Source organism: Streptomyces sp. NPDC007808 (assembly GCF_042868655.1).
Taxonomy (GTDB): Bacteria; Actinomycetota; Actinomycetes; order Streptomycetales; family Streptomycetaceae; genus Streptomyces.
This window is the reverse complement of sequence record NZ_JBIAEQ010000001.1, coordinates 1,066,301-1,090,824: the sequence shown is the minus strand read 5'-3', so window position 1 is coordinate 1,090,824 and position 24,524 is coordinate 1,066,301. Positions and strand designations below refer to the sequence as shown.

Sequence of the window (24,524 nt, the reverse complement as noted above, 5' to 3'; positions counted from 1 at the left end):
GGGCATCGGGCCGGTTGCTCGGGGCGTCGCGCCACGGGGCAGGGGCGAGGCTAGGGCGGGCCGGTTAGCCACCGGTTACGCTGTTCGGTGATCGTTTCGCCGGTTCGCCTCTCGCCCGTTCGCCCGGCAGGGAGAGGGCGAACAGCCGTACCAGCGGGTGGAACAGGTAGCAGGGCCGGCCGCACCGGTCCGCGCCGCTGACCTCCAGCAGTGCCTCGTCCGCCATGGCCTCCAGCAGCAGTTCGGCGTCCTGCTCGGGCAGCCCGAGCAGCGCCGCCGCCTCGACCGCGGGGAACGGACGCAGCCCCAGGCCGGCGAGCGCGGGGAAGGCCCGGCGGGCCGCCGGTGGCAGGCCCCGCCACGACGGCAGCAGGGCGCCGTGCACGTCGAGGTCGCCCAAGTGCAGTTCACGCAGGCGCAGGGCCGGGTCCGCGAGTCGGCGGGCGAGCCGGTCCGGGGTGTAGTGCGGGCGGGCGGCGATCCTGGTGCCGACGATCCGCAGGGCCAGCGGAAGGCCCGCGCAGTGCTCCACGATGGCACCGGCCGCACCGGGTGCGGCGGCCATCCGGTCCGGTCCCGCGGCGGCCGCGAGCAACTGCAGTGCCGGCCCGTCCTCCAGCGGGTCCAGGGCCACGGTGTGCGCTCCGGCGATGGTGGGCAGAGCGGTGCGGCCGGTGACGAGGACGGCCGGTTCGGGGGTGTTGGGCAGCAGGGGGCCGAGTTGTGCGGCGCCCGCCGCGTTGTCCAGCAGGATCAGCAGCCGCTGGCCGCCGGTGCGTTCCCGGTACAGGCGGACCAGTTCGTCGGTGTCGTCGGCGTCGTGCGCGTCCATGGGCAGCCCGAGAGCCCTCAGCAGGTGCAGCAGCACCCGGCCGGCGGGCCGCACCGTGCCGTCCGGGGCGCGCAGGTCGGCGTACAGCTGCCCGTCGGGGAACCAGCGCTTGCAGCGGTGGGCGGCGTGCACGGCCAGCGCGGTCTTGCCGACCCCGGCCATCCCGGTCACCAGGACCCGTCGCGGGCGGTCGGCGGTGGCGGTGTTCGGCGCCAACGCGCGTTGCAGCAGGTCGAGTTCGCGTTCCCGGCCGGTGAAGTCGGCCGTGTCCGGGGGCAGCGTCGCCGGGACGCCGTGCGGCGGGCTTGCGCCGTCGGGGGCGTCGCTCGCGGCCGGACCGGCCTGGTGTGCGGACCTGGGCGCGGTGTCGGTCTGCGGCAGCCGGGCGAGGGTGCCCTCCAGCAGGGCCCGGTAGGTCGCCTGCAGTTCCTCACAAGGGTCCACGCCGAGTTCCTCGGCCAGCTCCGCGCGGCCGTGGTGGTAGACGTGGATGGCGTCGGCCTGACGGCCGCTGCGGCACAGCGCGGTCATCAACTGACCGCGGATGCGCTCGCGCAGCGGGAACTCGGCCACCAGCCCGGTGAGCTCGGCGGTGATCTGCTCGTGTCGGCCCAGCGCCAGATCGGCCGCGATCCGGTACTCCAACGTGGCGGCGCGGGCCTCCAGCAGACTCGGCGCCTCGGCCTCCTCCAGATGCTCGGTGGCGTTCGCCAGGGGCGGGCCGCTCCACCGTGCCAGCGCGTCCCTGAGAAGGTCGGCGGCCTTTTCGTGGTCCTGTGCGAACAGTGCTTCCCGGCCCGCGCGCGCGAGTTCCTCGAATGCGAACAGGTCGACCAGTGAATTTCCTATGGCCATGGCATATCCGGGTGGCCTGCGGTCGATGAGTATGTCATCGCCGAGCATCTTCCGGAGCCTGGACACATAGGTGTACAGCTGGGCGCCGGCGGTGGCCGGCGGCGTCCATCCCCACAACAGCCGGCTCAACCGGTCGTCGGACACCACCTCGCCGCGCGCCAGCAGGAGTGCCGCGAGCACGGTGTGCAGCTTCGTCCCGGAGATCGGCACCCGGTGTCCCCCATGGCGCACCTCTACCGGCCCGAGCACTCGGAATTCCATGACATCCCCGTTCGTGATTCATGCGAAGAATCTGCGAACGAAGCTAGAGGGTTCCGTTATTTTCTCGATATCGTGTCGATTTCACGGGTGCCCCGAAGCGTGAAAGCGGCGGGACAATGATTCGAAAGGAGCCGTCCCTAGTGTCCGTTCACACCGCAGAGAGCGGCTGTACGGTCCACCGGCAGAGGGAGTCTCCATGCGCAGCACTCGGACGGCGAAGCGGGCGGCGATAGCAGGTCTGGTCGTTCTGGCCGGACTCGTCACAGGCACCGGCGCCGGGCCGGCCACCACCGCGCACTCGACCACCGTGACGGCGGGCGACATGCCCTGGGGCGTCGTCAGGCCGGTCGAGCAGCCGGCCATGGCGGACGACGACATGCCCTGGGGGTGACCCGCTGACGGCTCACTTGGGTGAGCCGCGCTCCCGCGGAGCCCGTGACAGGGGCGACCGCACACTCTTCTCGCACCACTTGCGACGAACCCGGCACTCACGCCGGGGCCGACCGCACCGCCCGTACCGCACCCCGCAAGGCCGGCATCCGCAGCCCGCGGGGGCCCGCCGTCGGCGTCCACGCCACGCGGGCCCGTGACACCCGCGGCCGGGTCTCCTTCTTCGGCCGGCGCCGCGTCCGCACCAAGTCGGGCGCACACTCGGCAGCCGCACCGCGTCCGTCCTCCCGAGAGATCACTCGGGTCCGCCGACGGAGCCGGAAGCCGCGCCACCCGCATCCCTCACCCGCGCCGCCCCGTCGGCCGCAGCCGAGGCCGCGGTGCGTGCGGCTTCGGAGGCATCCCCACCGCAGGGCCCGCACATGCCGGTGCGGGCCCTGTGCGCGTCCGCGGCGGACGCGCGGCCGAGACCGGCGTTCAGCCTTTACCGTCCGACAGCAGCCGGCGCAAGGCCTGCGGCGTGAAGCATCGTTCCGCCTGGGTGTCGGTCACGGCGCCGTCCCGTACCGCGGCCATCAGCCGCAGCACCCCGGCCCGCCAGGGTTGCGCTCCGACCTCCCCGAGCGCGGCGTAGGCCCGCTCGAACCTGCGCTCCGCCGCCGCACGGTCGCCACCGAGGGCGCCGACGCAGCCGAGGTCCGTCTGGACCCGGGCGTACAGGAAGCGGTCGCCCAGTTCCTCAGTGATCTCCAGGGCCTGCTCCAGCGTGCGCTCGGCCGTCGGGAGGAGGCCCTGGCTCCACTGGGTCTCGCCCAGCCCCCGCAGGGCGTGGGCCTCACCGACGCGGTCGCCCTCCTTGCGGGCCAGTTGCAGCACGTCGTGGAAGGACTCGGCGGCCAGGTCCAGTTCGCCGGCGTGCAGCCGTACCTCTGCGAGCCGGTACACGCTCTGGGTCTCCGCGCGGACCGATCCGGACCGACGGCTCAGCGCGACCGCCTCCACGGCCAGCGGCAGCGCCTGGTCCACCTGGCCGCGGTCGAGCTCGATCTGAGCCAGGTAGCCCAGCAGGTGGGCCTGGTTGCCGACATCCCCTGACGTGGCGAAACCCTCCAGCGCCGCCCGGCAGTGCTCCAGCGCCCGCTCCCAGTCGCCTTGCAACCGGGCGCACATGGCCAGGTTGCGCTGGGCCAGCGCCGCCCCGTGCGGGTCGCCCGTCTCCCGCAGCAGCCGCAGCGCCGCCATGTTGCGGCCCTCGGCCAGCTCATAGCGGCGCTGGTAGATGGCGAGGGAGCCGAGCAGCCGCAGCATGGTGGCCTCGCCGGACCGGTCGCCGGTGCGGCGGGCCGACGACAGGGACGCCTCGGCGCACCGCTGCCAGTCCTCCAGGTAGTTGCGGGTCTCCAGGTGCAGCACAGCGCTCTCGGTGAGGGCACAGGCGTACCGGGCCCGGTCCAGCTCGGCCGCGTGCACCACCACGTCGGTGACGGCGGCGCGCTCGGAGTCGAACCAGTCGAGCGGTGAAGCCAGCAGCTCGTCCGTCTCGCCCCGTAGGAACCTGGGCGCCGGCTCCGCGGGGCGGCCGACCGGGAACTCGCGCCCGGCCAGGCGCCGGTGGGCCTCCTCCGCGAGCCAGAGCCAGGCCGCGAAGGTCCGCTCCAGTACGGCGTCGCACTCCTGCTGCGTCTCGTCGGCCTCCGCGCGTTCGCGGGCGAACAGCTGAAGCAGATCCTGGAAGCGGTAACGGGCCGCCCGTCCCGGCACCGGATCCACGGCCTCCAGCAGTTGGGCGTCGACGAGCTGGTCCAGCAGCTCCTCGGCGTGCCACAGGTCGGTCTCCACGGTGGCCGCGGCGACCCATGCCGCGAAGTCCGCGGTGCGCAGCAACCCGAGCCGGCGGTACATGCGGGCGGCGTCCGGGGACAGGTCGCGGTAGGTCAGGCGGAAGCCCGCCCGCACCCCGCCCTCCTCAGGGCTGAGTTCGTCGAGCCGCCGTCGCTGGTCGCGCAGCCGCTCGACCAGCCCTCGTACGCTCAGCCCGGGTTTGGCGGCGAGCCGGGCACCGGCGATCCGCAGCGCCAGCGGCAGCCGGTCGCACAGGGCGCTCAGCTGCTCCAGCGCCACCGGGTCGCTGCCGAACCGGTCGGCGCCGGCGATCTTGGTGAGCAGGGTGGTGGCTTCGGACTGCGGCAGGACGCGCAGCCGGATGCGTACAGCGGTGTAGTCGCCGGTGACGTCGTCGAGGGCCTCGCGCCCGGTGGCCAGGACGACACTGCGCCCGCCGCCCGGGAGCAAGGGCCGTAACTGGGCGAAGGACCGTACGTTGTCGAGGAGGATCAGCACCCTGCGGGTACTCAGCAGGCTGCGGAAGTGCGCCGCGCGTTCGTCGGGCTCCTCGGGTATCTGCGGGGCGGGTGTTCCCAGGGCTCGCAGGAAGCGGTCCAGTACGGCGGACGGGGACACCGGCGGGTTCTCCTCGTCGAAGCCCCGCAGGTCCGCGAAGAGCTGCCCGTCGGGGAAGCGCTCGGCCGCCTGGCTCGCCCAGTGGACGGCGAGCGCGGTCTTGCCCACGCCGCCCACCCCGACGATCGTCGCGACGGCGGGCGCGTGCGGGTGGTACGGCTCCTTGAGCAGTCTGTCGAGCGCGGCGAGCTCCTGCTGCCGTCCCGTGAAACGCCGTACGTCCGCCGGGAGTTGGGCGGGGACCGTCTGGACGGTGACGGAGGCGGCCGGGGCCGCGGCGGGCGGCCTGGTCAGTTCCGGTGAGTCGTGCAGGATCAGGTCGTGCAACTGCTGCAGCGGCGGGCCGGGTTCGATGCCGAGTTCCTCGTTCAGCAGCCGGCGGCCCTGCCGGAAGACCTCCAGGGCCTCGGCGCGCTGCCCGGAGCGGTACAGCGCCAGCATCAGGTGCTCGCGTGACTGCTCCCGCAGCGGGTGCCGGGCGACCAGTTCGCCGAGCTCACCGGTGAGCACCCGGTGCCGGCCCAGCTGCAGCATCAGGCTGGCGCGTTCCTCGATCAGGTCGAGGCGCAGTTGTTCGAGCCGGGCGGCCTCGGCCTCGATCCGTTCCCCGGTCAGTTCGTCGAGGGCCGGGCCGCGCCATGTGCTGAGCGCCTCCTCCAGCAGGCTGCACGCCTCCTCGGCCCGTCCGAGCCGGGCGGCGTCACGGCCGCGTTCGGCCTGCTGCAGGAACTCCAGGACGTCGATGCGGTGTTCACCGCGGGCCAGGACGTAACCGGGCGGGGAGGTGAGCAGCAGTTCGCTCTCACCGGCCTCCTTGAACGTCTTGCGCAGGGTGGCCACGCAGATGGCGATCTGGTTGCGGGCGGTCGCCGGGGGCGATTCCGGCCAGACGGCGTCGACCAGGGTGTCGACCGAGACGATCCGGTCGGCGGACAGCAGCAGCATCGCCAGCGCGGTGGACTGCCGTCTGCCCTTGATGCGCAGAGGGACCCCGTCGGCCTCGACCAGCAGGGGACCCAGCAGTCTGAACACCAACTGATTCAAAAGTCCCCCCGGACTGCGGCATGCGACAGGTCGGTAACGCTATATCAAGGCGAACTGGGGTGCCGGTCGGACAGCGACCGGCGGGTGGGCGAAGCGGTGTGACGCCGTGTGCGGCCCCTTGGTCGGAGCGGTCGCAGGCTGCCGCCCGGCTCCTTCTCAGGACGGGACGCGCGGAGCGACGGAGCACAGGGCCCGCGACAGTCCGCTCAAGGTCTCGACGGTGCGCCGGAGTTCGGCCTCCCCACCGAGCTTCTCGCACAGTTGCTGGGCCAGTTCGGCGTGGCCGGGGCCGACGTCGCGCAGCGCCACCTCTCCCGCCCCGGTGACCGCGAGCAGTCGGGCGCGGCGGTGCGCGGGGTTGTCGCGGTAGGCGGCCAGCCCCTGCTCCACCAGGAGGTCGGCGAGCCGCTGCACGCTCTGACGGGTGGTGCCCAGCAGCCGCGCGACGTCGGACACGGTCCGCGGCCTGACCCCGACGGCGTCGAGGACCTGCCATTGCGCGGCGCTCAGTCCTGATGCCTGGGTCAACTCGTTGAACAGTGCTACGAACCGGCCGTTCAGATGGAGCACGGCGACGGCGGAGCGACTGAGGGCGTCGACGGCGCTCATGCGGTCACGGCTGTCCACACCGGATGTCGCAGCTCGCACAACGTCCCCCTCAGGCAGAAATCGGCACACTGATCGACGTTGTGTGCCGCAGACGGCGCTTCCCGGCCACGCGTTGCTGCACCGTACAGGTGAGCGACACCCCTGTCTATGTTGTCTCCCATGAGTGGAATGAGAGCTACCGCCTTGCGGGGGTGCGGTGTTGGCCTCGGCGCGCTTCCGCAGGGGTGGCGGCGCCGTCCTCGCACGGCGACCTGGCCTTCCACCGCGGCCACCGTCCGTCCGGTGCGTCGGGAGGGAATCTGCTTTCCCGCTCCGCCGGCACCGGCCCGGGCCGATCGGTGGCTCGGGCCGCAGGCCGGCGACACGGCCACGCCGCCTCGCTCATGAACGTGACGTCGCCGCAGGTGGCCGACCGAGCGCCGCCCGGAGGCCGACGGCCGGGCGGCGCCGCCCGTCTCCCCTCCGTCATGGACCGCGCTTGCACCGCACCGGCCCGTTTCCGCCGCACACCCCTGCTTCCGGACCGGCCGGACGGACGGTGCTGTCACGGTCCACGCGGAGCCGGGTCGGTCCATCCCTGACCGACCGGCTGTCCACATGTCCGAGCCGCGCTGCACGAGCGTCGTACGCCGTCGGGACTGCGAAGCCTCGGCCAGCAGGCGGCGCCTTCGAAGAAGCCGTTGCTGATGCGCTGTTCCGGCGTGTCGCAGATTCGGAGAGACACTCCGTCGCCCGCCGTGTCGACGCCGGCCGTTCTGCGGGGTGTCCGCGTCGACGGCGGACGTTGTTCCCGACGCCGGATCGGCTGCGCGACCGACGCAGCGGGGCGTCAGCCACTCATGCCGCGCCGTCTTCTCTCATGCCACGCCGTCTTCTCTGATGCCATGCAGTCTTCTCTCATGCCGCACGGCGTTCTTCGCGTCCCGTCTTCCCCTCTGGCCGGGCCGGCCTGACCCGGTAGGTGGTCTTCGACGGGTCGGTGACGGGATCGCCCAGGGCTATGCGCCCGCCGGAGCGCAGTTCCTCGCACACGTCGGTCGGCAGGGCTACGTAGCAGCCGCCCCTGCCTGTGGCGGTGCCGACCGGGCGCCAGTATCCGTAGCGGATTCGGCCTCCGTCGTGGACGGTGACGAAGACGGGGGTTCGGGAGTCGGACACGATGCGCAGCACATCCGACGCGGGGGCGCCGAGCGGCTGCGTGGATCTGGGCGGGTGCGGAACGGCGCGCGCGCTCGGGCGGGCGAACTGCGTGTGTGCCACGTACCCGGCCAGGTCGCGTGCGCCGCGGCGCTCGGCGGGAACGGGTGCGGGAACCACGGCGTCCGCCACGAGGCGCGGGGTGCGGGAGGGTGCCAGGGGCATCGGTACGTCCTTTCCACGAGGGAGGAACGGACACCGCCCGCCTCGTTCCTGACTTTCGTCGATCTTGCTGATCCGCATTCTTGCGCCTGCCACTGACAGTGCGCCCCTCCTGTCGCCCGGATGCGAGTGCGGGCCGCTCGGCGCGCCGCAGGGCGCCACCGACACGACCCGCGCTCACGCTGAACCTCACGCCTTCCGGCGAACGCCCCGCAGGGCCCTCCGGCCGCCGGGCGAAAGGCGCCGGCGCGTCAGCGGCGCCGCCCCCGCAGCTTGCCGATCAGCCGCTGGGCCTGGGCCCGGCGCCGCGGGTCGGCGGAGGCACGGCGCACCTCCGCCAGGGCCCGGCGCCCCTGCGGACTCCTGCTGAACTGCCTGATCTTGTCCAACATGCCTGGCACGACTGTCCTCCCGAGACGTTCGACGACAACTCCCTTGCGACCAAGGCTTCGTACGGACGCGGTTACCCTCGCCTCGCCGTCTCATCCCTGCCGCCCGGCATCCGGATGTCCCGTCGACGGGCCGAGCGTGCGTGTCATCCGAAAGCCATCGGTACGGACAGCGGGCGAACGTCCGGTCCACTCGGGCGGGCCCCGTGTCCAGCCCCTCCTGGCATGTTCACCGGATCGGAGGAGAGACCCGCCGGACCGTGCGTGCCGGGCACCACCGGCCCCTACTGTCGCGCTTCTGTCCCGTGTCGCCCGTCCGGCGCCCGCATCTGCGGCCCACGACCCGGCTTTCGCGTGCGACGAGCCGTACCGCGACACCTGGACAGGACCACCGCCGACCACCATGGGAGCACCGTGCCGGGCACCAGCCTTCCCGAAGACCGCTACAGCCGCACCGAGGCCACCCGGCTGTTGTGCGCCGGCGTCTATCAGGACACCGCCTTCCGTCGCCGGGTCATGGACGAACTGGTCGGCCACCCGGAACGGCCCGTCGCACCCAGCCTCGGCGTGGACGTCCTGCCGGTGCTCGCCCACGCCGTACGAGTGACCCGCTGGGAGACCCGTACGGCACTGCTGATGCTCGCGGCCTGGGCCGGATTCGTGCTCTCCGACTTCGTCATGGTGTGGGACAGCCTGTCCGACAGCTGGGGTCACGGCGCCGAGGTCGGTTTCGGTGAGGTGTTCACCGCGCTCTACGAAGGCCAGGTGAACGTCACCGGCGGGGTCCCGATGCCCTGGTCGCAGCTCTTCGCGATGGTCACCTTCGCGCAGTGGCTGGCTGCCGCCCTCGGTCAACGGGGCGCGGCCGTGAAGGAGTTGGGCCTGCCCGACACGGTGGCCCGCGCTGCCGACGGCCTCGGCCGCCTCGCCGGTGCGGGCAGTCTGCTGTTCGTCGCCGCCTACTGGTACCTCTACTTCGCCGGGCTCCTGGACGGCACAGCGCAAACGCCCTACCCGGCGCTCTTCCCTCTGGCGATCGTCCTCATCGGCTGGCGGCACCAGGCGGCCCACCGCAAGGCGCTGTGCGAGTGGCTCTCGAAGTGGACGTTCTCCACAGCCACCCAGCCCGGGCTGCCCGCGGGTCTGCCGTACGACGACCTGGTGCGCGACATCCGCAGGGAGCAGCAGGCCCCCGTCACCCTGTACGACCTGGAGCGGCCGTTCATCGGCATGGGCACGCGCAGGCAGAGCTGGTCGTTCGCCATGGAACTGCGCAAGGCGTCCGAGGGGCTGGGGGACCGGATCCCGGCCCAGAGTGACAAAGCGGTCCGCGGCGCGAGCGAGGGAGCCGGAGCCAAGCCTGCGCGGCGGAGCACGGAGCGTCTGACGGCCCGTGCCGCACTCGACATGATCGAGCCGCAGCTGGTCGAGCTGCGGGAGTCCGCGGCGCGCACCGGACGGGACCGCTTGCGGAACCTGGAGATCGAGCGGTTCCTCTACCTCCCGGGCGGTGTCGGACGCGACGAGAAGGTGGAGGTCGGCGGCGTCGACGACGCGGCAGCGTTCGCCGCGACGGCGCGGGGCCGCGGACAGGGGGGACACCCCGTGTACGACCCCGCGCAGATCGCCGCCCATCTCGACGAGGCGATGGACGAGGGCGGCGAGGCGCGGCGGGTCTTCCTGCGGGTCCGTATCGGCGGATGGCACGAACAGCTCGTCGTGACGGTGCTCGTGCGCGTGCACACCCAGGGCGGCATGCTCGTGCTGGAGGTCGAGTCCTACGTGCTGGGACCGATCCGCAAGGAGTTCCGGGGCGTGGACGCGCTCGTGGACCAGCTGCCGGAGAAGTGGCCCAGCGCCGCGCTGCGTGCCCTGCGGCATGCTCCCGCTGTCGGTGTGGACTGCGCGATCGGCGCGCTCGGCGGCCTGTACCGCGAGATCACCTCCGGCTGGTCCGCCGGCGAGGAGGTACCGGACGTCCCCCGCGTCTCACTGCGCGCGTTCGCCGCGCAGAAGGACTTGTCGCGCTTCCAGGAGATGGACGCCGAGCGGTACATCAAGACCGTCCAGGAACGGATCGTGGGCGGCGTCCGGGTGGCGCTGCGCGAGCACGGCTACCGGACCGAAGAGTTCGAACAGCACATCTACCAGGTCAGTGGCGGAGGCGTCTTCATCCAGGACATGTCGGGCGGCGCGATCGCCACCGGCAGCCACGGTCAGGCGTCCTCGCGCACCTCCCCCGCGCCCGGCACGGGACTGCCGCGCCAGGAAGGAAATCCCTCATGAGCGAGAACGGCTTCTCGTCACAGCCGTCCCGGAGCACCGCCGACGGCGGGGCCGCCGCGCAGGGCGGTGTCAGCATCGGCCGGATGTCCGGCGGATCCATCGCCACCGGCAGTCACGGACGGGCGGTCTCGGTGAACACCACGGGCGGCCCGGCTCCCGACGCCCGCCACCGAGAACTGCTCGCGGCTGTCGGGGAGTTGCTGGCGGAACTGCCCGGAGCCGACGTGCGTGAGGCGGAGGACTGCGCTCTGCACGACGAGCTCGTCGGTCTGGAGGCCGAGATCACCCGCACGGGCACGGCCGACTCCGGCCGCCTCACCCAGGTGCTCGGCACCGTCCGGCGCTGGCTCGGTTCGCAGGCCGCCGCCGTGGGCGCGGTGGCCTCGGCGACCGCCGTGGTGCAGGCGATCGCCCAGCTCCTCACCTGACAGCCGACCGGACAGCGCAGACGAGCCGGCAGCCTGGGAGGACGACGGCGATGAGGGTGTACGACAGGGAACAGCAGGAGTGGGCGGGCGGGCGCCGTGAGCGCCTGTACCACCCGGACCAGTACCTGGATCTGCCGCGTCAGCGGCGCATTCTGGAGAGAACCGGCGTGGTGCTGGCGGTGGTGGGGCTGTGCTTCGGCGTCTGGGCCCTGGCCTGGAAGGACGAGCCCGAACCGCCGCGCCCCACCAGCTCGGGGCAGGACGACAGCGCGCCGGCCGACCCGAGCGGCCCCACCCCGCAGACATCCCCCACGGGGAACGACTACGCGTCCGCGGCCCTGCCGGACGGCTATCACGAGGTGCCCGACGAGGAGGGGTTCCGGATCGCGGTCCCGGTGGGCTGGTCGAGACAGAGCAGCCCGTCGCAGTACGGCATCGACATCGTCAACTACCGCAGCCCCGACGGCCTGCGCCGGCTCCAGGTGTTCCAGCTGATGGAGGACTCGCCGTACGGATCGCTCCAGGCCGCCCAGCTGGAGAGTGCCAAGCTGGACGGCTACGAACTGATCGAGCTGACCGAGCTCCCTTCTTCCCCCGACGCGGCGGCCGAACACGAGTACCGGGCCAGCGAGATCGTGGGCGAGTCGACCTCCGGTGTCCGGCACGTGATCGACCACCGCTTCGAGGCGGTCGACGGCAACCGCTACGCGCTCGTCGCGTACGGACCCGACAACGCGGACCGGGCCGAACGTGAACTCGTCGACACCGCGGTCACCTGGTTCTGCCCGCCGGAGCGCACCTGCGGCACTCCGCCGGCGGGCTGACGCCGCGGGGCCGCGGGCCAACCACGGGGCAGCGACGTGCCGGGACCCGGTCCACGGCGTCGGCCTCCGGGGACACCCCCGAGGCGCGGCGCTCGGCCTCGACGTCTGCCGAGAAGGGGCGTCGAGGGCGGCCGCGGCAGCGCCGTGGGGGAACGAACCACCGCCGCGGCCGCCTCTCCGGATGGGCATGCCCGCGGCCGGGCCGACCACTCCCCGAACCACCCGCACGAGCGACGCGAGTTCACGACCTGCAGGCGGGGGGATCAGCGGCCGACTTCCCGCGCCACACGCTCCAGCCGGTCGCGGTGACCCTCCCACCATGCCTGATCGCCTGCTGCCATGTCGTCCTTGCCCGGCCCGAACCCGACGGCCCCGTCGATGAGTTCTCGAACGATGTCGGCGTGCCCGGCGTGCCGTTGGGTGTCGGAGATCACGCGCACCAGGATGTGGTGCAGCGTCACTTCTCGACGTTCCTCGGGCCACCACGGCACATGGCCGACCGCGTCCAGCGCGAGCGTCGCGATCGTGCTGTCGGAGTGTTCCCACGCCTGCCGGTACAGCGCGACGATGTCCTCGCGCGACTCGTCCGCCGTGGCCCACATGTCCGCGTTGGGTTCCGCGTCCCTCGTGTACCACCAGGGCGGCGGGTCCGCGTCGAAGAACGGCCGGCCGAAGGTGTCGCCGAAGTAGCCCAGCTCCACTCCCGCGACATGCTTGACCAGCCCCAGCAGGTTCGTGCCCGTGGGGGTCAGCGGGCGGCGGATGTCGTACTCCGAGAGCCCATCGAGCTTCCACACCAGGGCGTCGCGCCCTTCCTGCAGATATCGGAGCAGGTCCGCTTTCGGGTTGCGTTCGATCATGCCGGGCAGTCTTCCACCCGGCCCTGACAACCGGGCCCGCTCCGCTCGACTCTCGGCGAGGAGGGCGGATCGTACGGTCCTCAGGGCTTCGAACCCGTCGTGCCGTGCGGGCTGTTGCTCAGCCGAACAGCGGAAACAGGTCGGCGGCGGGGCCCAGCGCAGCACGTTCCGCGGCCGTGAGCGTGTTCCGGCCGGTGCCCACGCGTGCGTAGTGCTCGTCCGTCCAGTCCGGCAGGGCGGGTCGGCCGAGGAGGCCGTCGAGCGTGGCACGCACCGCGGCCAGGCCTTCGGGCGCCGGAGGTGGCGGGTGCGGAAGTTCGACCGTGAGGTCCAGCTGGTGGATCGTCGCCTCCACCGCCAGGGTGACCAGCAGGTCCCCGGCCGTCAGCACGTGCCCCTGTGTGCGGACGCGCTGTGCGGGGTCCGCTTCGCCCGCCGCGTGCGTGACCGCCGCCAGCGTCTCCAGGTACAGGTCCTGCAGCCGGCCGAAATCCAGGACCATGCTGCCGTTCACACGCGCCCAACGCCGGCCGTCGGCGGCCCCCTCGGTGTGCGGTCGCCAGTCCCGCCAGTAGGTCACGGCGTCCCGGTCCGCCGGTTGACGGGCCGGCGTGTGCAGAGCGACCAGGGCCCGCTGGGCGTCCGTCAGGCAGTGGTGGACGAGATCACGCACCGCCCAGCCCGTGCAGCCGGTCGGCAGCCACGAGTCCTCCTCCCCCAGTCCGGCGACGACCGCCGACGCCGCCTCGTACGCCGCACGCAGCACCCGCGCCGGTGCCATGACATGTGCTGTGCCCATGCGTCCCCTGCCCGCCCGTCCGCAGGCGGCGTGTCTGCCGCCCCGTCGGGCGCGGTTACCCCGATGCGGCAGACATACCCGTGCCGTCAGCGGTCCACGGCGGGCAGACCGGCCAGGCCGCTGTCGCGCATGATGTGGTCGACCGTCTCATCCAGGGTGCTTTCCGCGCCGATCACGGTCTCGACGGCACCGGGCAGCAGGTCGAACTCCCGGTACGAGTCCCGCAGTTGAGGCTCGCCGACTTCGTCGGCGATGGCCTTGGTGGCGTGACGGGCGAGGGTGAGCTCGAACGGCACGTGCAGGTAGTAGGCGTGCGTCGGCCCGCGGTGGTCGGCCCGTAGCCGGGCGAGCATCTCGCCGTAGCGGTCGGCGTACAGGATCCCCTCGACGAGAACGTGGTATCCGGCATCGAGGGCGTACCGGGCGACGGCGTCGATCAGGCCGATGTTCGCCGCGCCGGGTCGGTCCCGTTCGCGCAGCACGGTGCGGCGGAGGTTGTCCTGGCCGACCAGGGCCAGGCCGCGGCCGAACCTCTCACGGATTCCGGCTGCGACGGACGACTTCCCGGAAGCCGAATTGCCACGCAGCACGACCAGCCTGGTTTCCGCGGTGCCCAGCCACACCTGACTCAGATTACCGACAAGCACCCCTGCAACCGGCGCGGTTGCGTGCCGCGATACTGTCCCCGACCTCCGGGTACGGGTGAAGTTATCCCGACGGCGAACCCGACGGTGAAGCTCACGATCTTGGGCAGACGGCGGAAGTGATCTTCCTTCGGTCCCATGAGAGGGGCATGCCGTGACCATACCCACGCGTCCCACACCGCCTGCGAACCGTCGGTACGGGTTCGACCTTCGCTCGACCGCCCTGTTCTTCGTCCTTGTCGCCGTGGCGCTGAGCGTCCTGGGCCTCGCCGCCCGCATGATGGCCGGTGCTGTCGAGCGGCGCCCCGCCTGGATGTTCGCCCTGGTCGTCGTGGGTGTCGCGGGCATCGCGGGCCTGCGGCGCCGACTGCACCTGGCCAGGGCCGCACGCCGGGCCGCGGCGGCGCTCGACGAAGCGGCGAGGACCGCGGCCGACGCGTTGGAAGCGCCCGTGACACCCCGTCAGCCCCCGGCTGTCGAGGTCGCCGTCGACTATGACGCCCTGACTCCCGAGGAGTTCGAGGAGGCGATAGCGGCCCTGTGCGAACGGGACGGCTGCTCGGCGGTCGAAGTCGTGGGAGGCGCCGGGGACTTGGGAGCGGATGTCCTCGCCGTGTCACCCGAAGGGAGCCGGGTCGTCATCCAGTGCAAGCAGTACGGGGACTCGCACCGGGTCGGCTCCCAGGATCTCCAGCGCTTCGGCGGCACGTGCTTCACCGTTCACGAGGCCGATGTGGCCGTGCTGGTGACCACGAGTGAGTTCACCGCGCCCGCGGTGGAGTACGCCGAGCAGTGCGGCATCGTGTGCGTGGACCGGGAGACACTCCGTGCGTGGACGGACGGCACCGGTCCCCGGCCCTGGGAGCCCGCCCCGGACGGCTGGGAAGGGCAGTGGGGCCGCTGAGAAGACGCACCCGTCGCACCGCACCTGGCCTCGGTGAGGTGCGGTGGGCGGCACCCCGACCGCCGCGCGCCCCCGATCCGCGGTCATGCCCGCGCGGGCCGCGAGGGTGCGGCTGCGGCGCTGTCCTGAGCGGGCCGTCCACGGCTCGGCCGGCGTGCACGCCCGCCCGCCCGAACGGTCAGCCTGTGGGCACGCGCAGCGCCAGGAGGGCGACGTCGTCGTCGTTGTCGACGGGGCGGACCCGGTCGAGCAACTGGTCCGTGAACGACCCCAGGGGCCGGTGGGCGAGAGCCGCGGCGTGCTGGCGCAGTCGGTGCAGTCCCGCGTCGATGGTGCGGCCGCGCGCTTCGATGAGGCCGTCGGTGTACAGGACCAGGGTGGCCCCGGGCGGGAGCAGTGCTGTGGCGTCGGGTCGGCGCAGGTCCGCGTGGGAGCCCAGGAGGATGCCGTGGCCGTCGGTGAGGTAGTCCGCAAGACCGTCCCTGCTGATCAGCAGCGGCGGAGGGTGGCCGGCGTTGGTCCAGGACAGCCGCCAGTTGCCGTCGTCGGCCGCTTCGACCCGGGCGAAGATCATGGTGGCCATGGTGACGTCGGTGATGTGCTGCATGGCCTCGTCGAGCCGTTCGACGATCCGGCTGGGGGGTTCGTGCTGGGACCAGGCGTAGGCGCGGAGCATGTTGCGGACCTGCGCCATGCCGGCCGCCGCCTCCAGGTCGTGACCGACGACGTCTCCGATGGCCAGGGCGGTGGACTCGTCGGACAGCGGGAACGCGTCGTACCAGTCACCGCCCACTTGTGAGGCGTCCGGTGCGGGCAGATAGCGGACGGTCATCTGCAGGCCCGAGAGGCCGGGCATCTGGGGCAGCAGATGGTTCTGCATGGTCTCGGCCACTTTGCGCTGGCGCTGGTAGAGGCGGGCGTTGTCCAGGGCGAGTCCGGCACGGCGTGCGATGTCCTCGATCAGGGGGAGGTCCGCGGGGGTGAAGGCCGCCGGGTTCTCGCTGCGGCCCAGGGTCAGAGCTCCCAGGACCGCGCGGGTACTGCGGATGGGTGCGATGGCCGCGGAGTGCATGCCCGTGGCATCGAACAGGCGACGCTGCTCGACCGCGATGCCGGAGTCCGGCAGCCCTTGATAGGTCTGCGGTCCGGCCACGGTGGACGCGACGCCGCGCAGAGCGCTGGACAGGGGCATCGGGGATTCCTCGGGAATCGGCGGCATCGGCCCTTGCAGGTCCTCGTGGTGCACGAGGGTGCCCCCGTCGGCGTGGGCCACGACGTTGCGCCACACCTCGTCGCGTTCGGTGATGAGGTCGACGACGGCCCAGTCGGCCAGCCTCGGGACGACCAGGGACACCAGCCGTTCCAGGGCCTCGTCGACGTCGAGGGTGGAGGTCAGCTGTCCGGTGGTGTCGGCCAGCAGAGCCAGCCGTTGCAGTTCCGACAGCGGTTGGGTCGTCGGCTGCTGTTGCTCACCGGTGGCGTCCGGGTGCACGGGGGTGTGGAAGAGGACGAGCGTGCCGAGCTGCTGGTCGCCGTCGCCGATGTCGTACGGGGTGATCAGCCAGGATATGCGCAGTACGGAGCCGTCGGCGTGGGCGAAGAAGTCCTCGTCGGCCTGGGCCGGGTGTCCGGCGTGGAACGCCTGCCGCATGGCACACCGCGTTCTCGGCAGCGGCTGCCCCTGCGGGTCCCGGTGCAGCAGGTCGTGCGCGTCGTGACCGAGGAGGTCGCCCGCGGACCGGCCGAGCAGGCGCTCGGCGTGGCCGTTGACCGCGATGATGATGCCCTGCTCGTCCACGACGTAGGCGCCGGTGCCGATGGCCGCCAGCGCGGCGGTGGGGCTCGGCATCGACACGGACGGGTCGGGGGCGGTCCGCGTACGCTCTGGCCCCGTCATCGTGGCTCCTCGCTGATCGGGTTCGACGCCCCGCCGGCCGGCGCGCCTGGCCGGGTGTTCCTGATGTGCTCGCTTGCCTTCCCCGTATGCCCACAACCGCGAGGAATCCACGTGGACGTCCGGCCGGGGACGTCCACGATCCCTCGGGCGCCCCGCTGCGCCGTACGGTGGGGCGTGACCTGTGGCGGGCCCGCCCCATCGCTTCCCGGCCCTGATCGGCTCCTCGGTCACACGCTCGCGAGCAGGCCGTCGAGGGGCGCGGGCACCCGCTCGGAGTCGAGGGCCTCGACCAGCAGGCGGCCGTAGCGGATCTTGCGGCCCTTCTTCGTGCCGAGGAAGCGCCGCATCTGCTGCTGCGGGGGCCGGCCCTGCTGTGCCGGTTGGCGCAGGAAGGTCTGCCAGGCCTGGAGTTCGCCCTCGGCCGCCACGATGTCCTCGACCCGCGCCACACCCAGTGCGCGGATCAGCTCGTCCTCCAGGTCGGACACGCACACGAAGACCCCCTGGGGCGTGGCGCGAGCCCGCTCCAGACCGCGGTCGTAGAAGCGCCGCTCGCCCTCGTCGCACAGGCCGGCCAGACGCAGGCCCAGCCCCGGTGGGCCGAGGAGGCTCGCGTAGCGGCCGACGCTCATCGCGCCGCCCATGGGCATCACGCACACCCCCTCGGCGGGCAGATCCCGGCCGTAGCGCGCGGCCAGCGACTCCACGGCGGCCAGGTCGCTCGGCCCTTCCAGCAGCACGGCGGTCCGCACGCTCAGCCGCTCGGCCAGCTCGCCGGCCGGGCCGCCCGGCTCTCCCGCGGCCCAGCCGGCGACCGCGCTCCGGAACGCTTCCATATCCGCCATGGGGTGATTCTGCTCCTGGGCCGACGCGCGGGGCACGGGGTTTTCACCGGCCGCGTCACGAGCCCTGCGCGGGCCTTCGCCGCGGCCGCTCACATCGGACGGGCCTGGCGCGGCGGCCTCATCGCCCAGCGGATCGTCCGGGTCAGGGCCTGGCCGGTGGGGAGCACGGCGAGGTCCTCCACGACCGGGACGCGGGGCAGCCACAGCATGCCGCGGGCCCAGGGCGGGAGCAGTGCGACGGCGTTGACGGCGAGGCCGCCGTAGAACGGGCGTACGGGCAGGGGCAGGGGTGGCTGGAAGAGCAGGAAGCGGGCGGCGGAGCGGGCCTCGGGGGTGGCCCGCAGTTCGGGGCGGTAGGCGTCCAGGCGCTCGGACAGCTCACGGCGGTCGCGGGGCGGCGAGGCCACTCCCAGCGCTTCGGCGACGCGTGCGGTGTCGGCGACGTACGCGTCATAGCCCGCGGGGTCCAGCGGACGGGCTCCGAAGCGTTCGTGGGCGCGCAGGAAGCTGTCGGTCTCGGCGGCGTGCACCCAGCCGAGCAGGTGCGGGTCGGCCGCGTGGTACTCGACGCCCTCGCTCGTGGTCCCGCGGATACGGTCGTGGATGGCGCGGACGCGGTCGACGGCCTGCTGGGCGTCCTCGGCGGTGCCGTAGGTCGTTACGGCGAGGAAGGTGCTGGTGCGCTGCAGCCGTCCCCAGGGGTCGCCCCGGTAGCCGGAGTGCCCGGCCACCGCAGCCATGGCGAGCGGGTGCAGGGACTGCAGGAGCAGGGCGCTCAGTCCGCCGATGAACATGGAGGCGTCACCGTGGACCGTGCGGATCGGGCGGTCCGGTGCGAACCAGCGCGGGCCGGGGGTGTAGTGGATGCGGGCACGCGTGGCCGAGCCGTCGGGGCCCGCGACGCGGCGGAACAGGGCTTGGCCCAGTTGTTCACGGACGACGGTCAGCATGGCCGGCCTCCCCTCTCCTCCTGCCAGTGTCCGCGATGCCGAGGGGGTACGGGCGTGGCAGTGGGGTTCAGGGGCCGGTGAGCGCGTGCCGGGGTTCGCGGTCCGACGGCGGCCACACGTAGGGCAGGTCGTCGGGTACGTCGGGGAACAGGGCGGCGTAGACGTCGCGGTCCTTGCGGACCAGGGCCGAGCGGTGACTTTCGTGGAAGGCCGCGTCACCGAGCCAGGGCGGCAGTTCGCCGGCCGCGGCCAGGTCAGCCTGGTCGCGCACCGCGCCGCCGGGTCGCTCAGCGGCCAGTCCGGCGACCAGGGAGGCCGCACAGCTGTCCTGGTGGCCCTGCTCCCGCCAGACCCGGCAGATCTCCAGGCCGTACCGCACGAGTGCCTCCTCGTACCCGGTCCACATCCGTACGGCCGGATGCCGGCGCCATCCGTAGCCGGGGACGGTGAGACCGCGCAGGACCTGCAGCGCCTCGACCCGCTGCTTGCCCAGCCGGCGCCGGTCCAGGATTAGGGCCGTCTGCCGGAAGTCGGGGTGGGGCAGGAACGTCTGCATCGGTCACCGGCTCACTTCTTGCGCAGCGCGGACGGCTTGTGCACCGCCGACCTGCCGGACTTGGCGCTGCGCACCTCGTACTGGGGGTCCTCGGGCGAGGCGTCCACGGTGCGGCCCGCGGCCTCGGTACGGCGGGTGATCTTCCGCTCGACCGTGCCCTCCGTGGTGGTGCCGTGGCTGTTCCAGGTGACCTCGTCGCCCCGGGCGAGCTCGGTGTCCTTGCCGCTGTCGCCGGTCTTCTTCGTCTTCCTCGCCATGGCAGTGTCCTTTCTCGCTCCGTTCCTGATCCCGTCCGTCTACGTCCCTGATCGCGGTGCCTGCGCATGCCGTCCGGACGCGGCGCTGTCGGCCAGGCCCCCGGCGCCGAGGGGGCCGGTGTACATGACGGGCTCCTCCGCCTCCAGGCGCGGCAGCGCGCGGCGTGACACGCGCAGCACCACAGCCGGCAGGGCCGCGCGCACCGGCTGCGTCAGACGCAGCCACCCCGGCGCGTACACGGCCGTACGCCGACGCTCCAGGCCCCTGACCAGGCGGGCGGCGACGATGTCCACGGGGTACACGCGGCGGGCGGGCGGGGGCATGTGGCCGCGCAGCTCGCGCAGTACGGCGTACCGGTCGGCGTCACGGATCATGTCGGTGTCGGTCCAGTTGATGTAGGCGACGCCCACGCCGACGCCGCGGTGCGCGACCTCGGCCCGCAGGGAGTGCGCGAAGGCCTCGACGCCCGCCTTGGAGGCGCAGTAGGCGCTCATCAGCGGGGCGGCGCCGATCGACGCCAGGGAGGCGATCTGCAGGAAGTAGCCCCCCGTGTCGAGGAGGTCCGGGAGGAAGGCACGGGCGGTGTGGGCGCTGCCGACGAGGTTGACGTCGATCACACGGCGCCAGGCGCCGGGGTCCGAGGCGAGGAACGGGCCGCCCTCGGCGATGCCCGCGTTCGCCACGACGGCCGAGGGCCGTCCGAGGCCGGCCCGCACCGCGTCCGCCGCCGCCGCCAGCCCGGTGAGGTCGGTGATGTCGGCCTCGACGGCCATCGCCGGCCCCGGCAGAGACGCGGCCACCGCGTCCAGGGCGGCCTTCTCGTGGCCGAGCAGTGCAACCCTGGCGCCCCGCCGGGCGATCTCGTGGGCCAGGGACGCGCCCACGCCCCGGGCGGCGCCGGTGACGACGACCGTACGGTCGGCGAGCGGACTGCTGCGCACGGCGGCCCTTCCTTCTCGCTCGGATCGGAGTGTCGGCTCGGGCCGCGGATTCGGCTCGGGCCGGGCCCGGCCTCGTGTCGGGCCCTCGTCACCCACTTCCTCGCGGGGGCGGTGTTCGGATGCGCGTCAGACCTCCGGTGTCGGGGGCCGCGCGGTGTGGTCGGGGTGGCCGGGCGTACGGCGCTCCTCTTTCATCTCCGCCTCGTACAGGTGCGGGCGGCCCTGCGCGAGCTGCTGCACCACGCCGGCCTCCACGTCGCGGAAAGGCCGGTAGTAGGTGGCGTCGTAGGCCTCGATCAGCTGGAACGTCCAGTACCCGGGGATGACGTTGCGGCCCAGGATCTCCGTGCGGACCTTCTCGGCCCACTCGGGGTGGCCGGCCTCGTGCAGCAGGTGGACGGCGCGGTCCAGTTGCAGGTCGGCGGTGCCGGTGAGCTGGTGGAAGTCGTACAGGCGCCCTCGGGCCCGTTCGGTGGTCTCCAGTGCCTTGGACAGGGCCCCGAGGGCCTCGACGGTCTTGTCGTCGACGCCGGCGGGGCGCCTGTGGCGGCGGTCGGGGCCGTCGCCGCCGCCAGGGTTGTCGAGGGCTTGCTCATCGGTGTTCATGGGCCTCCTTGACGGCTCGTGTCCCGTCGCGTCGCGGCGGCGGATGCGCGGTCAGCGGCTGGTTCCGGTGCGGTCGCGTCGGGTCAGCAGGCGCTGGGCGGCGGCGAGGCCGGGGGGCCGGTGCCGGTGCAGCGCGGCCCGGGCGGCGTTGGCTCCGGGGGCGCCGTGCACACCGCCGCCCGGGTGCGCCCCGGCGGAGGCGAGGAAGAGGCCGGGGACCGGTGTCTCGGGGCGTCCGGTGCCGGGCACGGGGCGGAGGACGAGTTGCTGGTGGACGGCGGTCGTGCCGCCGTTGAGGGCACCGGCGTGCAGGTTGCCGTCGAGCGCCTCCAGAGTGGGGGGAGCCAGGATGCGGCGGGCGCGTATCAGGGAGCGGAAGCCGGGCGCGAAGCGCTCCACCTGGCGTTCGACCCGGTCGGCCATGAGTTCCTGGTCCTTGGTGTCCCAGCTGCCGGTGATGCCCTCGTCGGCCGCGTCGGCGCCGATCTCGTGGGGCACGTGGGTGTAGGCCCAGGCCGATTCCGTGCCCAGCGGCGAACGGGTGGTGTCGGCCGTCGTCATCTGCCCGAACAGCAGGAACGGTCGGTCCGGGACCTGGCGCATGGCGATCTGCGCGGCGAAGCGGGTGAGTTCGTCCATGCCGTCGGCGAGGTGCACGGTGCCGGCCCGGGTCGCCTGCTCCGCCCGCCAGGGCACCGGGCCGTCGAGGGCCCAGTCCACCTTGAAGGTGGCGAAGTCCCACTGGAACCGCCGCAGATCGTCAAGGAGCTGCGCGGGCAGGTGCTCGGGTTCGAGGAGGTCGCCGTACAGGGCGGGCACCGCCACGTCGGCCAGCACCGCCCGGCGTGCCGTCACCGCGTCACCGGCGGCCGTCCGCACGCCCGCGGCCCGCCCGTCGCGCACGACGACCCGCTCCACGCGCTGTCCGCAGCGCACCCGGCCGCCCAGGGATTCCAGGCGTCGGGTCAGGGCGTGGGTCAGGGCGCCGGAGCCGCCGACCGGGACGGGGAATCCGTACGTCTGGCCGAGCATGGCCATCAGCCACCCGAAGCCACCGCTGCCGGCCGATTCCGGGGCGAGGTCGGCGTGCAGGGCGTTGCCGGCCAGCAGCAGTCGGCCGCCCAGGCCGCGGAACTCCTCCTCCCCCAGCCGGCGCACGGGCAGTATCAGGGTGCGTGCCAGACGCAGTCCGCCCGCGGCGCGCAGCCGCAGCGCCAGCCGGGCTCCGGCCCGGACGGGCGGGAAGGGCGTGAACAAGGTGCCCAGGAGGTCGGAGTGGAGGCGCTGCCACACGTCGTGCAGCCGCCGCCAGGCGTCCCCGTCACCCGGTGCGAAGGCGTCGAGGGACGCGGCGGTGATCTCGACGTCACGGTCGAGCACGGCACACCTGCCGTCGGTGAGGGGATGGGCCAGCACGCTGGGCGCGTGGCTCCACCGCAGCCCGTGGTCCTGCAGGCGCAGGGCACGCAGCACCGGTGAGGCGGCGGCGAGGGGATAGAAGGAGCTGAAGACGTCGTTGACGAAGGCGGGGTCGACACCCCGGTCGTGGCGGACCGCGCCCCCTGGTTCCGGCTGCTCCTCCAGCACCTCGACGCTCCACCCCGCGTCCGCCAGCACATTGGCGGCGACCAGGCCGTTGGGGCCCGCGCCGATCACCACGGCGTCAGGCATGGCCGGCTCCGAAGGCCTCGGACACCGCGGGCTCCTCGGGTTCGATGCGCCGGGCGTCGGGGGCCTCGTTCTCGCACAGCCTGGCCAGCCGGGCGAGCATGGCGCGGTGGCGCAGCTGGATCAGTGCCTCGAAGCCGACGTTGTGCAGTCGGCCGCCCGCTCCCCGCAGGGGGTGTTCGTCCACGATCACCAGGCAGTGCTCGCCCCACGGCCGCAGCTCGAACGCGACGCGCGCGCTGCCCAGGGGACCGGCCTGGGCCTCCAGTTCGAGGCGGACGCCCTCCTCGCAGTGGCGTACGACGGTCTCGTTGGTCAGCCTGGCGGGGCCGAGCCGCACTTCGTAGCGGATGGCCGCGTCCAGGTGCGGCCACTGCCCGCGGACCGGCTCGGACCGTGAGGTTCCCACCACCCACTCCGCGTAACGGCTGCCGTCGGCGAGGACGGCCCACACGACGCTCGGGGTGACTCGGATCAGACGGTGGCGTACGGCCACGGAGACCTCCAGGGTGTCTGGCCGGGGTTGTCCGTCGGCCGGCCCCGAGTGCCCCCGCAGCGCTGATCCAACCGGACCGGATGCTCGGGGTCCTCGCGGACCTCCCGTTTTGTCACGCGGGTGTCTGGACCCCTGAGCCGTGCTGGTCCACGGTGGTCCCTCCTGTCCGCCCGATCCTCCTGGAGGGGGAACCAGAAGTGAGACGAAGGCGATTACTGGCAGGGGCGATCGGCGCGGCCTCGGGGATCGCGCTCGGCCCGGTTCCGTCCAGGGCCGACGGGCCGGCGCTGCGGGCCGAGGGCTGGCAGGCCGTCCCGGCGCCCGGCAGCACTCCGGCGGCGCAGTTGCGCCGCATCGCCGCCGCCGGGCCCGACCTGGCCTGGGCCGTGGGTGAGGAGGGGCTCGCCGGACCGTCCCGGGGGCGAGGGCTGGGCATGCTGTGGGACGGCGGCGCCTGGACGAAGACCGACCTGACGCATCTGAACCACACCCGGCTGACCGATGTCGCCGGTGTCTGCGCCGGCGCCGCCTGGAGCGTGGCGCAGCCGGCCGGGAACGGCAGCCCGCTGCTGCGCTGGGACGGGAGCACCTGGCGAGAGGCCACCTTCCCGGGCCTGGGTGAGCCCGGCGTCCGACTGAGCGCGGTCGCGGTCGGATCCGACCGGCAGGTGTGGGTCTGCGGCACCCGGGGCGACGCCGTCCGGCTGCTGCACGGCGACGGGCGGCGTTGGCGCTGGCTGGACCCGCTGCCCGTCACGGGCGCGAACCTGTACCGGATCGTCGTGACCGCGCCGGGTGAGCTCTGGGTGTGCGGTGACCGGTCGACCGGCGGCGGCTGGTCGGGGCTCGTGGCCCGCTGGGACGGGGCGTGGACGGTCCTCCCGCCGATTGCGGGTCTGCGCCTGAGCACGGCCGATGTGCACGCCGCCGGTCCGGACGACGTGTGGGCGGTGGGCACCGAGGCCGGTGTCGGCGGGCCGCCCGGCCGCCCCGGCAACCCATCCCTGAGCCACTGGGACGGCACGGCCTGGACCCGGCTGGAAGCGGGCTTCGTCGCCGGGTCCCTGACCGGCATCGCAGGTGACACGCAGGGGCGCGCGGCGTGGATCTCGGGGTGGAATCACCAGGACCAGAGCCGCAGTACGTACCTGCGCCGGGACGGCGACACCTGGACGGCCGTCCGGGGCCCGGCCGGTGCGGCACCGGCGCCGTACCTCAACGACGTGACGCCCGTTCCGGGCACCTCGGGGTTCTGGTCGGCGGGCATGACGAGCCCGGCCCCGGCGCCACCGACCGAGGCCTACACCGAACGCCTCGACATCGGTCGGTGACGGTGGGCTCCGCACGGGGCGACGAGCACGAC

23 protein-coding genes are annotated in these 24,524 nt (G+C 73.1%); 6 read left to right on the top strand and 17 right to left on the bottom strand.

Going from position 1 to position 24,524, the window contains the following annotated elements:
* Positions 1–64: 64 nt before the first annotated feature.
* Complete coding sequence (locus ACFYNL_RS04745; protein WP_388796379.1) at positions 65–1,948, bottom strand: BTAD domain-containing putative transcriptional regulator; 1,884 nt, start codon at positions 1,946–1,948, stop codon at positions 65–67.
* Between the two features lie 196 nt (positions 1,949–2,144).
* Between ACFYNL_RS04745 and ACFYNL_RS04740 the strand changes: the two genes are divergently transcribed.
* Complete coding sequence (locus ACFYNL_RS04740; RefSeq protein WP_388796377.1) at positions 2,145–2,339, top strand: hypothetical protein; 195 nt, start codon at positions 2,145–2,147, stop codon at positions 2,337–2,339.
* Between the two features lie 476 nt (positions 2,340–2,815).
* Here the strand turns inward: ACFYNL_RS04740 and ACFYNL_RS04735 are convergent, their stop codons facing one another.
* The 4 genes from ACFYNL_RS04735 to ACFYNL_RS04720 form a co-directional block, all read right to left on the bottom strand.
* Positions 2,816–5,830 (bottom strand): BTAD domain-containing putative transcriptional regulator, encoded by a 3,015-nt coding sequence (locus tag ACFYNL_RS04735; protein WP_388796374.1) that lies wholly within the window; start codon positions 5,828–5,830, stop codon positions 2,816–2,818.
* Positions 5,831–5,998: 168 nt separating this feature from the next.
* Positions 5,999–6,451 (bottom strand): MarR family winged helix-turn-helix transcriptional regulator, encoded by a 453-nt coding sequence (locus ACFYNL_RS04730; protein ID WP_388796371.1) that lies wholly within the window; start codon positions 6,449–6,451, stop codon positions 5,999–6,001.
* Between the two features lie 897 nt (positions 6,452–7,348).
* The gene (locus ACFYNL_RS04725) at positions 7,349–7,813 is read right to left on the bottom strand and encodes a cell envelope biogenesis protein OmpA (RefSeq protein ID WP_388796368.1); all 465 of its coding nucleotides are present in this window, start codon (positions 7,811–7,813) and stop codon (positions 7,349–7,351) included.
* Between the two features lie 248 nt (positions 7,814–8,061).
* A complete protein-coding gene (locus tag ACFYNL_RS04720; RefSeq protein WP_388797366.1) occupies positions 8,062–8,211 on the bottom strand; it encodes a hypothetical protein in 150 nt (49 codons plus the stop codon).
* Positions 8,212–8,613: 402 nt separating this feature from the next.
* Between ACFYNL_RS04720 and ACFYNL_RS04715 the strand changes: the two genes are divergently transcribed.
* Genes ACFYNL_RS04715 through ACFYNL_RS04705 form a run of 3 tightly spaced genes read left to right on the top strand, consistent with a single transcriptional unit; the run spans position 8,614 to position 11,737 of the window.
* Entirely contained in the window at positions 8,614–10,485 is a 1,872-nt protein-coding gene (locus tag ACFYNL_RS04715; protein ID WP_388796365.1) for a hypothetical protein, read from the top strand.
* The gene (locus ACFYNL_RS04710) at positions 10,482–10,913 is read left to right on the top strand and encodes a hypothetical protein (RefSeq protein ID WP_388796362.1); all 432 of its coding nucleotides are present in this window, start codon (positions 10,482–10,484) and stop codon (positions 10,911–10,913) included. The genes ACFYNL_RS04715 and ACFYNL_RS04710 overlap by 4 nt, the downstream gene beginning before the upstream one ends.
* Before the next feature lie 50 nt (positions 10,914–10,963).
* Positions 10,964–11,737, top strand: coding sequence for a hypothetical protein (locus tag ACFYNL_RS04705; protein ID WP_388796359.1), 774 nt, complete (start codon positions 10,964–10,966; stop codon positions 11,735–11,737).
* Between the two features lie 263 nt (positions 11,738–12,000).
* Here ACFYNL_RS04705 and ACFYNL_RS04700 read toward each other — a convergent pair whose 3' ends face one another.
* The 3 genes from ACFYNL_RS04700 to ACFYNL_RS04690 all read right to left on the bottom strand — a co-directional run bounded on the left by ACFYNL_RS04700 (position 12,001) and on the right by ACFYNL_RS04690 (position 14,028).
* Positions 12,001–12,597 carry a DinB family protein gene (locus tag ACFYNL_RS04700; protein WP_388796356.1) on the bottom strand — a complete coding sequence of 199 codons (597 nt, stop codon included), beginning with the start codon at positions 12,595–12,597 and terminating at the stop codon, positions 12,001–12,003.
* A 118-nt stretch (positions 12,598–12,715) separates the two neighbouring features.
* On the bottom strand, positions 12,716–13,396 hold the full coding sequence (locus ACFYNL_RS04695) for a maleylpyruvate isomerase N-terminal domain-containing protein (RefSeq protein WP_388796354.1): 681 nt from the start codon (positions 13,394–13,396) through the stop codon (positions 12,716–12,718).
* A gap of 86 nt (positions 13,397–13,482) precedes the next feature.
* The gene (locus ACFYNL_RS04690; RefSeq protein WP_388797323.1) at positions 13,483–14,028 is read right to left on the bottom strand and encodes an AAA family ATPase; all 546 of its coding nucleotides are present in this window, start codon (positions 14,026–14,028) and stop codon (positions 13,483–13,485) included.
* Between the two features lie 166 nt (positions 14,029–14,194).
* On the opposite strand from ACFYNL_RS04690, the gene ACFYNL_RS04685 reads away from it, so the two are divergent.
* Complete coding sequence (locus ACFYNL_RS04685) at positions 14,195–14,944, top strand: restriction endonuclease (protein WP_388796351.1); 750 nt, start codon at positions 14,195–14,197, stop codon at positions 14,942–14,944.
* Positions 14,945–15,122: 178 nt separating this feature from the next.
* On the opposite strand, the gene ACFYNL_RS04680 is transcribed toward ACFYNL_RS04685, so the two are convergent.
* The 9 genes from ACFYNL_RS04680 to ACFYNL_RS04640 all read right to left on the bottom strand — a co-directional run bounded on the left by ACFYNL_RS04680 (position 15,123) and on the right by ACFYNL_RS04640 (position 23,161).
* Positions 15,123–16,841 carry a SpoIIE family protein phosphatase gene (locus tag ACFYNL_RS04680; RefSeq protein ID WP_388796348.1) on the bottom strand — a complete coding sequence of 573 codons (1,719 nt, stop codon included), beginning with the start codon at positions 16,839–16,841 and terminating at the stop codon, positions 15,123–15,125.
* Positions 16,842–17,068: 227 nt separating this feature from the next.
* Positions 17,069–17,686: a TOPRIM nucleotidyl transferase/hydrolase domain-containing protein gene (locus tag ACFYNL_RS04675; protein WP_388796345.1), complete on the bottom strand. Its 618-nt coding sequence runs from the start codon at positions 17,684–17,686 to the stop codon at positions 17,069–17,071.
* Positions 17,687–17,775: 89 nt separating this feature from the next.
* Entirely contained in the window at positions 17,776–18,636 is an 861-nt protein-coding gene (locus ACFYNL_RS04670) for an oxygenase MpaB family protein (RefSeq protein WP_388796342.1), read from the bottom strand.
* A gap of 67 nt (positions 18,637–18,703) precedes the next feature.
* Positions 18,704–19,192, bottom strand: coding sequence for an MSMEG_6728 family protein (locus tag ACFYNL_RS04665; RefSeq protein ID WP_388796339.1), 489 nt, complete (start codon positions 19,190–19,192; stop codon positions 18,704–18,706).
* Between the two features lie 11 nt (positions 19,193–19,203).
* Positions 19,204–19,449, bottom strand: a complete 246-nt coding sequence (locus ACFYNL_RS04660) for a DUF2945 domain-containing protein (protein ID WP_388796336.1) — start codon at positions 19,447–19,449, stop codon at positions 19,204–19,206.
* Between the two features lie 39 nt (positions 19,450–19,488).
* On the bottom strand, positions 19,489–20,391 hold the full coding sequence (locus ACFYNL_RS04655; protein WP_388796333.1) for an SDR family oxidoreductase: 903 nt from the start codon (positions 20,389–20,391) through the stop codon (positions 19,489–19,491).
* 126 nt (positions 20,392–20,517) lie between these two features.
* A complete protein-coding gene (locus tag ACFYNL_RS04650; RefSeq protein WP_388796330.1) occupies positions 20,518–20,997 on the bottom strand; it encodes a hypothetical protein in 480 nt (159 codons plus the stop codon).
* A 51-nt stretch (positions 20,998–21,048) separates the two neighbouring features.
* The gene (locus ACFYNL_RS04645; RefSeq protein ID WP_388796327.1) at positions 21,049–22,668 is read right to left on the bottom strand and encodes a phytoene desaturase family protein; all 1,620 of its coding nucleotides are present in this window, start codon (positions 22,666–22,668) and stop codon (positions 21,049–21,051) included.
* Positions 22,661–23,161 carry an SRPBCC family protein gene (locus ACFYNL_RS04640; protein ID WP_388796324.1) on the bottom strand — a complete coding sequence of 167 codons (501 nt, stop codon included), beginning with the start codon at positions 23,159–23,161 and terminating at the stop codon, positions 22,661–22,663. The genes ACFYNL_RS04645 and ACFYNL_RS04640 overlap by 8 nt, the downstream gene beginning before the upstream one ends.
* 197 nt (positions 23,162–23,358) lie before the next feature.
* Here ACFYNL_RS04640 and ACFYNL_RS04635 point away from each other — a divergent pair, with 197 nt between their 5' ends.
* Positions 23,359–24,492, top strand: a complete 1,134-nt coding sequence (locus ACFYNL_RS04635) for a hypothetical protein (RefSeq protein ID WP_388796321.1) — start codon at positions 23,359–23,361, stop codon at positions 24,490–24,492.
* The last annotated feature ends 32 nt before the right edge of the window (positions 24,493–24,524 follow it).